General features: G+C 58.2%; 15 protein-coding genes, 1 tRNA gene and 2 pseudogenes. 7 read left to right on the top strand and 11 right to left on the bottom strand.

From position 1 onward, the window contains the following. Positions 1–227 precede the first annotated feature (227 nt). On the top strand, positions 228–1,217 hold the full coding sequence (locus tag MEB48_RS23290; RefSeq protein ID WP_237886213.1) for a GGDEF domain-containing protein: 990 nt from the start codon (positions 228–230) through the stop codon (positions 1,215–1,217). 111 nt (positions 1,218–1,328) lie between these two features. On the opposite strand, the gene MEB48_RS23285 is transcribed toward MEB48_RS23290, so the two are convergent. The 3 genes from MEB48_RS23285 to gabD all read right to left on the bottom strand — a co-directional run bounded on the left by MEB48_RS23285 (position 1,329) and on the right by gabD (position 5,585). Further along, positions 1,329–2,540 carry a response regulator gene (locus tag MEB48_RS23285; protein WP_237886212.1) on the bottom strand — a complete coding sequence of 404 codons (1,212 nt, stop codon included), beginning with the start codon at positions 2,538–2,540 and terminating at the stop codon, positions 1,329–1,331. A gap of 135 nt (positions 2,541–2,675) precedes the next feature. Further along, positions 2,676–3,953, bottom strand: a complete 1,278-nt coding sequence (gene gabT, locus MEB48_RS23280; RefSeq protein WP_237886211.1) for a 4-aminobutyrate--2-oxoglutarate transaminase — start codon at positions 3,951–3,953, stop codon at positions 2,676–2,678. 189 nt (positions 3,954–4,142) lie between these two features. Next, positions 4,143–5,585 carry an NADP-dependent succinate-semialdehyde dehydrogenase gene (gabD, locus tag MEB48_RS23275; RefSeq protein ID WP_205887049.1) on the bottom strand — a complete coding sequence of 481 codons (1,443 nt, stop codon included), beginning with the start codon at positions 5,583–5,585 and terminating at the stop codon, positions 4,143–4,145. 348 nt (positions 5,586–5,933) lie between these two features. Here gabD and MEB48_RS23270 point away from each other — a divergent pair. From MEB48_RS23270 to MEB48_RS23255, 4 genes are all read left to right on the top strand, one after another. Further along, a tRNA-Arg gene (locus MEB48_RS23270) sits at positions 5,934–6,010 on the top strand. A 165-nt stretch (positions 6,011–6,175) separates the two neighbouring features. Then, positions 6,176–7,441, top strand: coding sequence for an S-type pyocin domain-containing protein (locus tag MEB48_RS23265; protein ID WP_237886210.1), 1,266 nt, complete (start codon positions 6,176–6,178; stop codon positions 7,439–7,441). A 16-nt stretch (positions 7,442–7,457) separates the two neighbouring features. Then, positions 7,458–7,700 carry a pyocin S6 family toxin immunity protein gene (locus MEB48_RS23260; protein ID WP_237886209.1) on the top strand — a complete coding sequence of 81 codons (243 nt, stop codon included), beginning with the start codon at positions 7,458–7,460 and terminating at the stop codon, positions 7,698–7,700. A 79-nt stretch (positions 7,701–7,779) separates the two neighbouring features. Then, positions 7,780–8,010: a DUF7683 domain-containing protein gene (locus MEB48_RS23255; protein ID WP_237886208.1), complete on the top strand. Its 231-nt coding sequence runs from the start codon at positions 7,780–7,782 to the stop codon at positions 8,008–8,010. Between the two features lie 49 nt (positions 8,011–8,059). Here MEB48_RS23255 and MEB48_RS23250 read toward each other — a convergent pair. Beyond that, positions 8,060–8,317 (bottom strand): annotated as a pseudogene (locus MEB48_RS23250) (IS3 family transposase); the annotation flags it as partial. 36 nt (positions 8,318–8,353) lie between these two features. Between MEB48_RS23250 and MEB48_RS23245 the strand changes: the two are divergent. After that, positions 8,354–9,349: a restriction endonuclease gene (locus MEB48_RS23245; protein WP_237886207.1), complete on the top strand. Its 996-nt coding sequence runs from the start codon at positions 8,354–8,356 to the stop codon at positions 9,347–9,349. Between the two features lie 572 nt (positions 9,350–9,921). Next, positions 9,922–10,212: a DUF3077 domain-containing protein gene (locus MEB48_RS23240; RefSeq protein WP_237886206.1), complete on the top strand. Its 291-nt coding sequence runs from the start codon at positions 9,922–9,924 to the stop codon at positions 10,210–10,212. Between the two features lie 158 nt (positions 10,213–10,370). Here MEB48_RS23240 and MEB48_RS23235 read toward each other — a convergent pair. The 7 genes and pseudogenes from MEB48_RS23235 to MEB48_RS23205 all read right to left on the bottom strand — a co-directional run. Continuing rightward, positions 10,371–10,553, bottom strand: a pseudogene (locus MEB48_RS23235) (type II toxin-antitoxin system HicB family antitoxin); the annotation flags it as partial. Beyond that, positions 10,550–10,711, bottom strand: a complete 162-nt coding sequence (locus tag MEB48_RS23230; protein ID WP_237886225.1) for a type II toxin-antitoxin system HicA family toxin — start codon at positions 10,709–10,711, stop codon at positions 10,550–10,552. The gene MEB48_RS23230 and the pseudogene MEB48_RS23235, both read right to left, overlap by 4 nt. 405 nt (positions 10,712–11,116) lie before the next feature. Continuing rightward, positions 11,117–11,326 carry a hypothetical protein gene (locus tag MEB48_RS23225; protein WP_237886205.1) on the bottom strand — a complete coding sequence of 70 codons (210 nt, stop codon included), beginning with the start codon at positions 11,324–11,326 and terminating at the stop codon, positions 11,117–11,119. A gap of 82 nt (positions 11,327–11,408) precedes the next feature. Beyond that, positions 11,409–12,029, bottom strand: coding sequence for a hypothetical protein (locus MEB48_RS23220; RefSeq protein ID WP_237886204.1), 621 nt, complete (start codon positions 12,027–12,029; stop codon positions 11,409–11,411). Further along, positions 12,026–12,607, bottom strand: a complete 582-nt coding sequence (locus MEB48_RS23215; RefSeq protein WP_237886203.1) for an RNA polymerase sigma factor — start codon at positions 12,605–12,607, stop codon at positions 12,026–12,028. Before MEB48_RS23215 ends, MEB48_RS23220 begins: the two co-directional genes overlap by 4 nt. Positions 12,608–12,624: 17 nt before the next feature. Beyond that, entirely contained in the window at positions 12,625–14,343 is a 1,719-nt protein-coding gene (locus MEB48_RS23210; RefSeq protein ID WP_237886202.1) for a vWA domain-containing protein, read from the bottom strand. 86 nt (positions 14,344–14,429) lie between these two features. Further along, positions 14,430–14,990, bottom strand: coding sequence for a YbhB/YbcL family Raf kinase inhibitor-like protein (locus MEB48_RS23205; RefSeq protein ID WP_237886201.1), 561 nt, complete (start codon positions 14,988–14,990; stop codon positions 14,430–14,432). Positions 14,991–15,007: the final 17 nt, after the last annotated feature.

Raw genomic sequence — 15,007 nt, 5'->3', positions numbered from 1 at the left:
GCGAGGGAGCTTGCTCCCGCTCGGCTGCGCAGCAGACGCAAAACCTGGCGACGCGTTTTAACTGAAAAAAACGCGTCGCCAGTACCGCCCAGCGGCCCCCTGCCCCCTCACCACAAAAAGCGGGAACTTCGCTCCAAATCCCCTATCTCAAAGACACTTCGCCATCCAGGCGGGCTTGTTTTTTGGCCGCTGTCGACATAGCGGCACGCTCTTTGAGATTAGTGCCGATGGTCAATGAAAACCTGCAAGACACATCCCTTCCCCAGTGGCCAGAAGCCGCGCAAACGCTAATGGCGCTGATGCATGCCCAAGGTGAAGTGGCACGCCTGAGCGAACGCGAACAGCTGTTCAGCTCGCTGCTGGTCAGCGTCAACGCCGTGCTTTGGGCATTCAACTGGGAAACCCGTCAGGTGCTCTACGTCAGCCCGGCCTATGACCGGATTTTCGGCCGCCCCGCCGGCCTGTTGCTGTCCGACTTCAGTCACTGGCGCGACAGCATCTATCCCGACGATCTGGACTACGCCGAGCGCAGCCTCGCCCAAGTGCTGATCAAAGGCGCCGTTGAAGACCGTGAGTACCGCATCATCGCGGCCGACGGCCAGGTACGCTGGCTCAGCGACAAGTGCTTCATCAACCGTCAGGCCGAACCGGGCCAACCGGTGATCATCGTCGGCATTGCCGAAGACATCACCGAAAAGAAGCAGATGGAAACCGAGTTGCAACGCCTGGCTACCACCGATGCATTGACCCAAAGCAGCAACCGTCGGCACTTCTTCGAACGCGCCCATCACGAATTCGAGCAGGCGCGAGTGAACGGTACGCCGATGGCGTTCCTGCTGCTGGACATCGATGATTTCAAAGTGATCAACGATACCTACGGCCATCCGGAAGGCGATAAGGTGCTGCAATGCATCGCCGAGAGCGGTCGCGCGGCCCTGCGGCGTGGTGATCTGTTCGGGCGGATCGGCGGTGAGGAATTCGCCGCTGTGCTCCCCGGCTGTGCACCGGACATGGCGATGCAAGTGGCCGAGCGCCTGCAACGGGAGATTCAACGGTTGAGTTTCAGCCATGACGACCAGACGTTCGGCATCACCGTCAGCCAGGGTCTGAGTAGCCTGACTCCAGTGGATGAAAGCGTCGACAGCCTGTTCGCCCGCGCCGATGCGGCGATGTACCAGGCCAAGCGCCAAGGCAAGAACCGCATCATTTCTGGCTGACTTGATTTGTAGGAGCGAGGCTTGCCCGCGAAGAAGTCACCTCGGTTTTGCTGACCCACCGTGGTGACTTCTTCGCGGGCAAGCCTCGCTCCTACAGGATTTGCGGCAGGCTTATTTTTTGCGCAAACGCATCAACTCCGGCAATCCGATCTTGAGCAACCGCGCCGTGCGGCACTTGGACAACGCTTCGATCCCCTCATGCTCGGTCAGGCGCGCCATTTGTGCGGCCATGTTCATTACCAGTGCTTCGCGGGAGTAAACCCCGCCACCGAGCTGATAAACCGCCGCAATCAGCTCTCGCAGCTCCAGCGGCAGGCGCCAGCGGGTCCGTAGCGCCGAACCGTAGGCCGCGCCGAATTCGGCCAGGGCATCGCCGACTTCTTCCAACTCATCCAGCTCACCACCGGCCTGCTTCCACTCCTGCAAACAACGCAGCAACGTCAAGTCGCCGAGGCAATGCAGCATGCCTGCGCAATAACAGCGCTCCTGATCCAGATCCAGCAAGCGCGCCAGCGTCCGCGCATATTCGGCAGTGTGCAGGGACAACTGCCAATAACGCTCGGCGTAGTCCGCCAGTTGCGGATCGCTGAGCCGGGCACTGCGCTTGAGGGCGAGCCCCAGAATCAGGTTCATGCTTTGCCCGGTGCCCAAGCGATGCAGCGCCTGGGCCAGGGTTTGCACACCGACGCCATGATGCTGAGCCGCGCTGTTGGCGGCGGCGATCAAGACAGCGGTGACTTGCGGGTCGGTGCGGATTTCGTCTTCCAGCCGCGTCAGATCGAGGCCATTGGGATTGAGGCTACGATTGATCGCCACCTGCACGTCGGTCATCAACGGCGCACCGTCCGCCAGTTCGCGACGCCGCTCGAGGTACACCGACAAGCTCATGCCCGGCGCCAATGACGGCACCTCGCACGACACCTCTTCACCGGCGTGAAGCAGCAAATCCTGCAAGCGCTGGGTCAGACTTTCCATGTTCAAGGGTTTGGTCAGGTACGCCGTGGGCGCCAGAGGCAAGGCTTCGCGCACGCTGGCGCTGTCGTTGCGACTGCTCATCAGAATGAAGGGCAGCGGCGGATTACGTTTGCGCTGACGGACACTGCGCAAGACGTTCAGGCCATCGACGCCGGGCAACTCCCAGTCGACGATTACCAGCTCGTAAGGATTTTCCGCCAACAGGTGCAATGCCTCCTGACCATCGGCACACAGGTCCAGCCGCGCGTCGCAGCGCACATTCAACAACACTTGCTTGAGCAGATCGCGGGACCAGGGGTCGGCCTCGGCAATCAGCACACGCGGTACAGCGGGTAAAACCACAGTCATCGCACACTCCAACGGCAATGCTTGCACCTTAGTCAATGATGGCTATTCGATACAGCTCAATTACCCTCTGATGTTTTCAAGCGATATAAAAAAACCCGCCGAAGCGGGTTTTTTGTCGATCAGGTCACAAATCAATCAAAGCTCGGAGAAGCACTCTTCGATGATCGCCAGGCCTTTGTCCAGTTGCTCGTCCGGCGAAGTCAGCGGTACCAACACGCGCAGAACGTTGCCGTAGGTGCCGCACGACAGCAGGATCAGGCCCTTGTCGCGCGCCTTGGCCACAACCAATGCCACGGCAGCAGCGTTCGGCTTGTGGCTGTCGCCGTCGACGAACAGCTCGACCGCGATCATCGCGCCCAGGGCACGCACTTCGCCGATGACCGGGTACTTGGCCTGGATGGCTTTCAGGCCAGTGACCAGACGCTCGCCGACTGCTTTGCAGCGATCCAGCAGGTGCTCTTCTTCGAACACTTCCATCACGGCCAAGGCCGCGGCACAAGCGATCGGGCTACCGGCGTAAGTGCCGCCCAAGCCGCCCGGCGCGATGGCGTCCATGTATTCAGCCTTGCCGCAGACACCGGCCAACGGGAAGCCACCAGCGATGGATTTGGCAAAGGTGGTCAGGTCGGCGGCAACGCCCATCTGCTCCATGGCGAAGAAGGTGCCAGTACGGCCAGCGCCAGTTTGCACTTCGTCAGCGATCAACAGAATGCCGTGCTGGTCGCACAGGGCGCGCAGACGCGTCATGAACTCTTTAGGCGCGACGTAGAAACCACCTTCGCCCTGAACCGGCTCGATGATGATGGCAGCGATGTCACGCGGCTCGGCGTCGTTCTTGAAGATGCGCTCGATGCTGGCGATCGAATCGTCGATGCTCACACCGTGCAGTTCGTTCGGGTACAGCGCGCGGAAGATGCCGCCTGGCATCAGGCCCATGCCGGCCGAGTAAGGCACGACTTTACCGGTCAAGCCCAGGGTCATCATGGTGCGACCGTGGTAAGCGCCGGTGAACGCGATCACGCCGGCACGGCCAGTAGCGGCGCGGGCGATCTTGATGGAGTTTTCCACGGCTTCGGAGCCGGTGGTCACCAGCAGGGTTTTCTTGGCGAAATCACCTGGCACCTTGGCGTTGATTTTTTCGCACACTTCCACGTACGGCTCGTAAGCCAGGACCTGGAAGCAAGTGTGGGTCAGCTTGTTCAGCTGTTCGGTGACGGCGGCGATGATTTTCGGGTGCACGTGGCCGGTGTTCAACACGGCGATACCGCCGGCGAAGTCGATGAACTCGCGACCTTCAACGTCGGTCACGGTGGCGTTCTTCGCGGACTCGGCGAAGATCGGGTGAATCTGGCCAACACCGCGCGGTACAGCGGCTTCGCGGCGTTTCATCAGGGATGCGTTAGTCTTGCTCATAGTGTCCTCATTCACCGCTCATCGGGCGGCGTGGTTCAAGGAAAATGCGGCGGGGAGGCAACTACGGCAGCATGCGATGATCGACTGCCACAGCGTTCCCGGCCACAGAGAAAATTCCGTTTGAAGCGTCGCAAAGGGACAGCGCTCTCGTGCCCTTTGCGCTTGAAGCAATGCCTTGCCGGGCCGAGCTTAGATGCCCAGGCAGAGGTATTTGATTTCCAGGTAATCTTCGATGCCGTATTTGGAGCCTTCACGGCCCAGGCCCGACGCCTTGATGCCGCCGAACGGCGCGACTTCGTTGGAGATCAACCCGGTGTTGACGCCGACCATGCCGTATTCCAGGGCTTCAGCCACACGGAACACACGACCCAGGTCGCGAGCATAGAAGTACGAAGCCAGACCGAACTCGGTGTCGTTGGACATCGCGATCACATCGGCTTCGTCTTTGAAGCGGAACAGTGGCGCCAATGGACCGAAGGTTTCTTCCTTGGCCACGGCAGCGTTGTTCGGCACGTTGGTCAAGATGGTCGGCTCGAAGAAGTTGCCCTGCATGCTCTTGCCACCCGCCAGCACGGTCGCGCCTTTGCCGACGGCGTCAGCAATGTGCTCTTGAACCTTGGCCACGGCTTTTTCATCGATCAGCGGGCCAGTGGTGGTGCCGTCTTCCAGACCGTTACCGATCTTGAGTTTGGCCACGGCCACTTTCAGTTTTTCGGCAAAAGCGTCGTAGACCGAATCCTGAATGTACAGGCGGTTGGCGCAGACGCAGGTCTGGCCGTTGTTGCGGTACTTGGAAATGATCGCGCCTTCGACGGCCTTATCCAGGTCCGCGTCGTCGAACACGATGAACGGCGCGTTGCCGCCCAGTTCCAGCGAGACTTTCTTGATGTCCTTGGCGCACTCGGTCATCAACTGACGACCGATTTCGGTCGAACCGGTGAACGACAGTTTGCGCACGATCGGGTTGCCGGTCAGCTCGCTGCCAATGTCGCCGGCGCTGCCGGTCACCACACTGAACACACCGTTCGGAATACCGGCACGCTGGGCCAGTTCAGCCAGGGCAAATGCGGAAAACGGAGTTTGCGAAGCAGGCTTGAGCACCATGGTGCAACCGGCGGCCAGGGCCGGGCCGGCTTTACGGGTGATCATCGCGGCCGGGAAGTTCCACGGGGTAATCGCAGCCGTTACGCCGATCGGTTGCTTGATCACGATCAGGCGCTTGTCTGGCTGGTGGCCCGGAATCACGTCACCGTAGATTCGCTTGGCTTCTTCGGCGAACCATTCGATAAAGGAAGCGGCGTAAACGATCTCGCCCTTGGCTTCAGCCAATGGCTTGCCCTGCTCGAGGGTCATCAGGCGCGCCAGGTCATCCTGATTCTCGATGATCAGCTCGAACCAGCGACGCAGCTTGTTCGCACGCTCCTTGGCGGTCAGTGCACGCCAGGCCGGCAGCGCTTTGTCTGCGGCTTCGATCGCACGGCGGGTTTCGGCAGCGCCCATTTTCGGCACAGTGCCCAGAATTTCGCCCGTTGCCGGGTTATTGACCTTGATCGTCTGACCGTTGTCCGCATCGACCCAAGCGCCATCGATAAAGGCTTGCTGGCGGAACAACTGGGTGTCTTTAAGCTGCATGTCGGCTTTCCTTAACAGCACCGCGCAGGCGCGGAGCGAATTATGATTGTAGAAAGGCGCCTTATAGGCTGCCGTCAGGGAAATCATTCACCGGGCTGAAGCACATAAATAGCGCACTGATCGAACTCGTGCGGTTCAGCACCCAGACAAGAGCGTTTGAAATCTCAAACGAATCCTAGGATCAAAGGGGGTAAAGGACAATAGGCTGTTCGAAAAAAAGAACGAAAACGGCGCATCTGCCTATTTTTTCTGATCAGCGTAGCAAAGGCAGGTTACGCTTTTGAAAAACGCAGACGATTCAGCAGCATGGACGCCCGCAGCGCATATGAGTATCATGGCGCCCGCATTGCACCAGTAGCTCAGCTGGATAGAGTACTGCCCTCCGAAGGCAGGGGTCGTGGGTTCGAATCCCGCCTGGTGCACCATACGTAGAAACGAGAAAGCCTCAGACCTTAGGGTCTGGGGCTTTTTTGTGGGTGTTGTCTCAGGGCGCACAGCCAGCTCGGACAAATGCCGCAAAACTATTTTTTTCCTAGCGCGCTTCACGCTCTCCAGAATGCCTCCCCGAGGACTTAACCAAAGGGAACGCCATGCGTTTGATAAGGAATGCCGACAAGGGCCTCGAACAAACCGAAAGCCCCAGCACTGCCGCCCAATTGGTGAACTACGCACTGATGCGAGGTCGCCACAACATCGACGGACTCGCTGATTTTGGGAGCCATTCCCGTATCAGCAGCGACAGCGAGATTGTCGAAGCCGTCCGTAAGGGTGATTTGCTGTTGGTAAAGGAACGCTTTGCCAGCTCAGGCGGTGGCTTCATCGCGAGATCAGCGCCAGCGCCTGAACCGGTCTACATCCCCCCAAAAGATCCATGGCCACAGACCAAGCCTCGCGACGATCAGGTCTTTGCCAAATCCTGTATCCCCGATAACTGGTGTAGCACCGACGCCGGTACCGCTCTGGAGCCGGCTTCGAACTTCGGCAAGGTAATGGTCGCGGGCGCCATGCTTTTTCCGTCGGCCAGTACCGCCGTAGCGACGGCACTCGGCGCCGATCTGGCACTAGGTCGCATGGCCGGTGGCGGCATCCTGCAACAGCGTCTCAATTGGGCAATACGCGGTGCGGGCGGGCCAGCCAGTGTTTTCATACTGGGCATGCTCCCGACCAAGATGGGCGACGGCACGCTCCATACCGACACTCAGTTGCGCAGCATGACCCATGCACCTACCCGTGTGCGTTTTCAGTTTCGTCATGATGCTGAGGGCGCATTACAGATCTACGGCATCCACACCACCGCATCAGGCGACGACACTGTACGCACGGTGCAGGCCAACTGGAACGCCGATAAAACCGCCATGGAAGCCAAGCTCAATGGCATCACTATTCTATGGACGCCCCAGCGCGGGCCACTAGGAGAATTGCCGCCGCTGATCTATCCCGACAGTAGCGGAGAACAGCTCGGCACTATCCTGGTACACCCGATCCCGGAAAACACAGACAGTCAGATCGAAGGCCTCCCCGGTGAAGACATCACCACCGACGACTGTATTCTGGTGTTTCCAGTGGACACTGGGTTGAAGTCGCTGTACGTGGTGTTTGCTCGGCCAGCTGGCGGTGGAGATATCAAGTACCACACTCCACCGCTCACGTTGCCCGCTTTTCCCGATGCTATAAGGGTCCGTCGAAAAGGAAGTCGGGCGCGCTGGGAAAGCAAAAAACGAATTTATGAATGGGACTACCAGCATGGAGCAGTAGAGGTGTACGACTGGCAAAATAATCACTTGGGCGAGTTCGACGCAAACACCGGCGAACAAACAGGCAAAGCCAGACCCGAAAGAAAGACAACAATAAAGTAAGTCAGGAGCAGCTCCCATGACATTTATCGTAATCAGCGGCTTTTATCCCGAGCCAAATCCGGACAACTCATTGCAGTACGAAAGAACCGTATCTCAGGAGCTAGAGCTGCCAGTGCTCACCGCAATGGGCTGGGCGTCCCTGACGGACGTACCAATGGGTGAAAACGATCTAACGCAAGATCAGGCCGTGGCGGTTATGACGGTACTCGGAGACCCCATCAAAGATGACTTGACGTACAGCATTGGGCTTTATCACTAGGCGGACAGATAGATCCAGCTAAGCCCGTGAACGAGCCGGGCCGATTCACGCCAAAGTAATCTTGAGAGGAACCCGAAAAATGCAGCATGAGATTCTTGCATTCGACAAGAAAACCGAACAACTGGCATTCAGTATCGAGATACCTGCCGACCAGTTCGATATATTAGCGGAGCTCATGGCCTGGAGTGAGCCAGAGGATGCAATCTATGAATACGAACTATCGTCTGAGCAGGTAAGTCGCCTTGAAAGCATGACTGGCAAGACCTTCGGCAGTCCGGATTATATTTTTCAGTTGTCTTGTAGTGCTTAAGCCGGGAGATGCGGCGTTTTTCAAGGTAGTTGTCGCGTCAACTGTCTAACTATGCCGCTCTTTTCTCGACCTGTTGCTCTCGATCCGGGTTCAACAGCACGGTGCCGATTGGCTCCCAGTTACGCGTTCGACCCGACCACCGTTCCGGCTTATTCTCTTTGGCTCGTTGGTACAGCTCATGTCGCCGGGCCAAGACCTGATGGTCCAGTCCTCGATGCCGCTCAGCCGGTGTGACGAACCGGATACGGCTATGCCGGTGTTCGTGGTTGTATCAGTGCATGAAATCCCTCACCCAAGCTCGTGCCGCGTACGTACCGGTGCAATCGATTACTAAGGAAGTGACATGGCCAAAATGTGGATGATCCGCGGTGAATCTGGCCGGCTATACGACGATTTCCGTGAACGCGGTGTCGCCGCAATTGGATGGTCACAACTCGCGCCGCTGGCCAAACCCGGTATGACGCGCAAGGAAGTCACCCGCCTCTACCAAGACATTGAACCCAATATCAAACCCGGTACTGCTATTTCAGGCGCCTCGCAGGTATGGCGCTTCATCAATGAAATTCAGCCCGGTGATTGGGTGGTGACATATTCACCCGCCAATCGCACTTATTTGGTGGGCAAAATCACCGGCGACTTCAAACACAATACTGATCTCGCCGATCTTGGAATGTCACTGACCCGCCCAGTTCAATGGCTAGCTCAAGAAGTGGATCGCGACAGCCTGAGTTCTGCCAGCAAGAATAGTCTCGGCTCCACACTTACAGTCTTTGTCGTACCTGACTTTGCGCTCCAGGAATTGAAAGCGATGGCGGCTGGAGACAAGCCACCCGCGTTACCACCCGTTGAAGAGGAATACCCCGACAGCGATCCTCTGGCGGGCATGGAAAGTCTGGCTCTCGAACGCATCAAGGACCTTATCAACGCATTGCCTTGGGATGATATGCAGGACTTGGTCGCAGGTATCTTGCGTGCGATGGGCTACAAGACCCAGGTCTCCCCGGCTGGCCCTGATCGTGGAAAAGACATCATCGCGTCACCGGATGGATTCGGGTTTGAAAATCCGCGGATCATCGTTGAAGTCAAACACCGCAAAGATCAGATGGGCAGTCAACAAATCCGTAGTTTTCTTGGAGGTCGGCATAAGGATGATCGTGGGCTTTATGTCAGCACAGGTGGATTCAGTAAGGATGCCTACTACGAAGCAGAACGGGCCAGTGTGCCGCTGACGCTTTGGACGCTGGATAACCTCGTACGCGCGTTGATTGAACACTATGGGCAGACGGATTCGGAAACCAAGAGATTGATTCCACTGAAGCTGACCTACTTGCCACTCTAGTCGAGAGGGCCCATGACAGCGGAATGAGCTATTGACTGACGGTGAGCCGGCTGAAGGGGCAGTTGTAAACTAAAAGTTGACTACTGCCGCAGACGGGCCTCCGATTGATTGATGAGAAAATTCTGACGACTCTCGGAAATCGCTCGTACAAAACTCAGCATGAATGTCGATTGCTACTTTTGTCGTCGGCTGACGCATGAGGTCTGCGGAGGTTGCAGGAGATCAGCCTGCACGATACCCTTCCGCGGTCGCTGCCAATTCAGCGACCGGGCTTGGTAACCCGAGAGTTAAGCGCAACAGCGCCCCCATTGAGAATTGCAGGCGTTTTTTTACGCCCGCAATTTTGAGTTATGGCGGCTGTGCGTGGGACGTCTTCGGGCGTGCCGGATTCCTTGACTCCCGGTTTACCAACCTGCGCACAGCTGCCACCCATTCGCTTGGTAACGAAAAAGTGGCAGTTCCTCGTCAAGGAGCTAGACCATGCGCAATATAAATCCGTACGAAATTAGGCTTATCCCTCACCGCAATTGCGAATCGCGCGCCAACCGCACCTCCGTCAATGGAGGTGGCAAATGACTGAACACTCCGAAACAAAAACCATCGGCCTCACGCCCTGCCTCTACTGTGCAGACGATCCGCTGTTTCATGTCAGCGCTGGGGTGCCTATTAGCAAAGCATTGGCGCAGGCGTCCGACCTGTTGTTCCTGGCCAAGTCGCTTGCTGAGGATGCTGCCTACTCGAAAGACACCGACCGCCATGCCTGGGCCGCGCACTATTTGACGGCGATGAGTAAGGCGGTGATTGATGATGTGGTGAAAGTGCTGACGCGACCACCGCAGACGACGCAACAAGCCGCAGAATAGTGGCCAATCACCCTTGAAATGCGCCCCGATTATTCGGGGCCTCCAAAACTGCCAGATGTGAGCGGAGGCGTGTTGATGCTGACTTCTGGCGTCCCTACCCTCATGCAACTGCATAGCTGTGCAATAGCAGTGGTCAGGCATGCTCCCGGTCTTCGTCAGAGCTTGGCGCAAGTATCCAGATAATCAGTGACTGCCTCTTCGAATGCACTTTGAAGCTCCTGTACTGACTCACCGTGAAACCCAACGACATCTCTAATGCCAGCAATATGGCCGACAAACAGGCCATCTTCCTCGCTGTACTCAATTCGGGCGGCATAGCCTTTGTAATTCATTACATTCATGCGGCGACTCCTGCTTGTTCAAGGAAAGCCCGAGCATCACGAACCTGGTAGGGCTTAGCTTTTTTGTCCGGGTGTGGTCGGTGAAAGGTGCCGACCACACCGTTCAGCTCAAAGCGTACCCGGGATCCAACGCGATTGGTAAGGCGGAAAAATCCCAGGCAATAAAAAACCCCTGAGCAGTCTCAGCACCGAAGCGCATCAACCGACAGGGGCCGTGTTGTGGGCGATTGTAAGGGTTGAGAACTTCTCGTCAACTGCCGGTAGACTCTGGGGATCGAGTCAAAACGGAGGCAACCGTCAAGGAAAACTTGACAGTTCAAATCGCTAACTCGCGTCAGATCAGCCGTATATGTGTGCACCCATCGCTGCCGATCATCGCCATTACCCACAATATTTCTGGATAGTTTCTTGGGTAGTTCTTGGGCGGTTTCTTGGGTAGTTTCTTGGGTAGTCGGCGACGTTGCTGCTGGCGCGCCCCCTATACCTGTTGCGTAAAACACGCCTAGATGGACTCAAGGTCAAACAGCATTTCTTAATGACAAAAAACCGCCAAAGCGGTTTTTTTATTCTGTCGTCCAGTCAAACTCATCGTAATCATCATCGTCTTCTTCGCCCTCAATCAACTCATCATCAAGAACGTCTTCCTCAAGTGCTTCTTCTGCCTGCTTCGCCAGCAGAAACTCCTTACGACTCTCAGTCACTGCTCGCCGTAATTCCTCACCCTTCACCGGGCAGTTGAGCATTTGGGCGATGCGGTCGATTTTTTGTGCCACGGCATCCTCCAACGCATCGGCTATGGGCCGAATAGTGCGCGCTTTCGGATGTCGATGCCAAATTTGCCGACCGCCGTTCACCTCATTTCTTCTGCAAATCCTTGAGTCGGGCCGTGAGGTTTTCCTTGGGAAAGCGCTTGTGCAGTGTCGTCAGCAGCGCCTCGGCTGCTTGGGTTTGACCGGTTTCTTGCAGGCGTATCACTTCACGTAATTGATCATCCAGTGACTTGGCCGGCGCGGCTAAGCGTTTGCTGACTTTTGCTTCATCCGCCATTTCGCTATTGATCGACTCGCGCTGCAACGGTGCCGAGAACTCCGCCATGGGCACAGCCGGGGCGGGGGCAGATAAAGCGCCGGCCGGTTCAGCCTGGGAGCGAGCAGCGGCTTCCGGTTTGGTGGCGGGTGCGGACGCTTTGGGCGCAGGCGCGAAGTCATAGCTCGGCAGCTGTTCCGGCGTGCGTTGCACCAGTGCCAGCATCAGGGCCACGCCGACGAGGCTGGCGAATGCTACTTGCCAGCGGGGTTGCTGGCAGGCGCGGAGCCAGCGTTGCCACAGGTTCGGCTTTGGTGCGGGGGCTTCCCGATGCGCGGTGGCCAGGATGAAAGCATCTAGATGGGACGGCGGTTCACCGTTGCTGTGATCGCGAAAATGCTTGAGCACTTCATCGTCAGGCGATGGCGGTGTTTGTCGGGCGTCAGTCATGTCAGTACCTCCTCGGCCAGCAGCCGACGCAGTTTTTGCTGGGCGTAGCGCAAGCGACTTTTGACGGTTTCCAGCGGGGCTTCTGTGAGGGTGGCGATCTGCGGCAGGTCGAGGTCACCGTGGGCGCGCAGCAGGAAGACTTCTCGCTGGTCGGCGGGCAGGGTTTGCAGGGCGGCTTCGAGGCGTTGGCCGTCGCGGCTCAGGCTCAGCAGTTGTTCGGGGTCGGCTGCGTCATCAATCAGGGCGTGGGTTTGTTCGTCGTAGCTGTCGTGCAGGGGGTTGTGGATTCCGTGTTTGCGCCAGTGGTCGATCAGTCTGTTGCGGGCAATCTGGTAGAGCCAGGTACGAAAGTTCGCCCGGCCTTGTGGCTGACTGGTGCTGCGGATCAGGCTCAGCCAGGTTTCCTGGTATACCTCTTCGGCCAGTTCGGGTTTGCCGCTGAGGCCGAGGAGGAATCGATAAAGGCCCTGGCGATGGCGGGCGTACAAAACTTCGAACGCCGGCCCGTCGCCCGAGCGGTAGCGCGCCAGCAGCGATTCGTCGCTGCTGGCGGCTGAGCTGATTTCAGGGTCGGACATGTCAGCACTGGCCTCTTTTACTCTATCCGGTTGTCGTTGGGCTGTTGATTCGACGCGGTTGGGGTTCGCAGGCTCTGCGCCAACTCCACCAATTGCACGAATTCACTGCGCAGGCCGAATTGATCATCGCCCCTTGCACCACGGGCCAGGGCTTCGGTCTCCTTGAGACTGAAATTACCGGTATAACGACCGTCCTTGAGTTGCTGGGAAAAGGCGGCGACGGCGGCGGAAAATCTCAGATCATTGCTGGCGGATGCCAATTTCCCAATCTGCTCATTAGCAATCGGCCGCTCGATCAAGCGACTATTCCCACCTTCCGGCAACTGATAACGCACCCGCAGCATCGCCATTTCCCCGTTTTTTACGGAAACATCGGCCCCGGAATTGCCATACCGCAGCGGTTCCAGCCAGCCCTTCTCGCCCTTGGGCACAACTTCATACAACGCCGTCACCGTATGCCCTGCGCCGATTTCTCCGGCGTCGACTTTGTCGTTGCTGAAATCCTCACGCTTCAAGGCGCGGTTCTCATAGCCCAGCAGCCGATATTCGCTGACCTGGGCCGGATTGAACTCCACCTGCAGTTTCACGTTTTTCGCCACCACCGCGAGAGTCGAGCCGAGCTGATCCACCAGCACCTTGCGCGCTTCACGCAGATTGTCGATGTAGGCGTAGTTGCCATCGCCAGCATCGGCCAGTTGTTCCATCAGGTGTTCATTGTAGTTATCCACACCGAAACCCAGGGTGGTCAGGGACACGCCGGTTTTGCGTTTATCCACAGCCATTTGTTTGAGGCTGTCGAAGTCGCTGATGCCGACGTTGAAGTCACCGTCGGTGGCCAGCAGGATGCGGTTGATGCCTTTGGGGATAAACGCCTGTTGCGCCATTTGATAGGCCAGTTCGATACCCGACGCGCCAGCGGTCGAGCCGCCTGCGGTCAATTGATCGATGGCGGTACGAATTTTCGCTTTTTCCCGTCCGGAAGTCGGCTCCAGCACCACGCGAGATTCTCCGGCATACACCACCAGCGAAACCCGGTCCTGCTCACGCAGTTGATCGACCAGCAATTTCAGCGTGCTTTTGACCATTGGCAAGCCTTCGCGGCGGTCCATCGAACCGGACACGTCCACCAGAAACACCAGGTTCGCCGGGGCCAAATCCGCCACCGCGCGATCAGAGGTCTTGATGCCGATGCGCAGCAAGCGTGTATGCGGGTTCCAGGGCGACGGCGCCAGCTCGGTGGTCACGCCGAATGGCGAGCCATCGGTGGGCAAGGCGTAATCGTAGGGGAAGTAATTGACCATTTCTTCCAGCCGCACCGCCCCTTCGGGAGGCAAGCGCCCCTGATTGAGCAAGCGCCGGACGTTGGCGTAAGCCCCCGTGTCGACATCGGCACTGAAGGTCGAGACGGGCGCCTCGGCCACGCTGTGAATCGGGTTATCGGCCAGCGCCTGATATTGCTCCCGCTGCTCATCCCGATAGCCCTGTGGATAAGCTTCACCGGCCGGCATGGGCGAGAAAGCGGCCGACGGTGCCGGTCGCGCGCTGTGCTTGGCCAGCGGGGTGTCCGCCATGGCTGCCTCACGCACCAACGCTTCAGTTTTCAGCTCACCTTGAGCCGGGGGCGCAACCGTTACGGAGTCAGGCGTGGATGAAGCGCCGCAACCGGCGATAGCCAGCAACAACCCGGCGGCGAAACCCTGGGCGGCCGGGCGAAGGTAATGCAGAGGGAGGGACATGGGGGCTGACCTCAGGAGGAAATTGACTCATTCATCCTCTGAGACGGGCAGCCCGTCAGGTTCGGGTTAACTCACCGAAAAAATCTTCAGCGGTGATAACGCCGCACCACGCTACTGTTTTTCAGCACATGGCCTTTGATCTGTTCCATCAGCTGCGCGCGGGTCAGGCCGGCAGGCAAGGCGTCGGGCGCCAGGTCCAGGGCGTAAAGCTGAATGAGATAGTGATGGGAGCTGTCGCCCACGGGCGGGCAAGGGCCGATATATCCGATGGTGCCTTTGCTGTTGCTGCCGCCCATGCCTTCGAGGGCGGATTTGGCGCCGACGCCGGCCGGGATCTGACGCGTTGCGGCCTTGATGCCGTAGTGAATCCAGTGATCGACGCCCAAGCCTTTCTGGCCGTCCGGGTCGTGCATGACGATGGCGTAACTAAGGGTGCCCGGGGGGCCGGCGTTCCAGCTCAGGGCCGGGGACTGGTTCTTGCCGCCGCAACCACTGGCGTCACTGGCCTGCACCGAGGTGAACAGGCGATTGTCCGAAACACCGGGAATGCTGAGGGTGAAACGCTCCTGGGCCTGCGCCGGAAACTGCACGCAAAGGGCGACTGCAATGGCCGCCAGCCAAGGGTTCAGAGAGATCAAACGGGTCATACCGGAGCACCTTGTGC

The sequence above is a fragment of the Pseudomonas sp. PGPR40 genome, from assembly GCF_022014505.1.
Taxonomy (GTDB): domain Bacteria; phylum Pseudomonadota; class Gammaproteobacteria; order Pseudomonadales; family Pseudomonadaceae; genus Aquipseudomonas.
The sequence above is the reverse complement of the archived record's forward strand: the minus strand, read 5'-3'. Positions and strand labels throughout refer to the sequence as shown.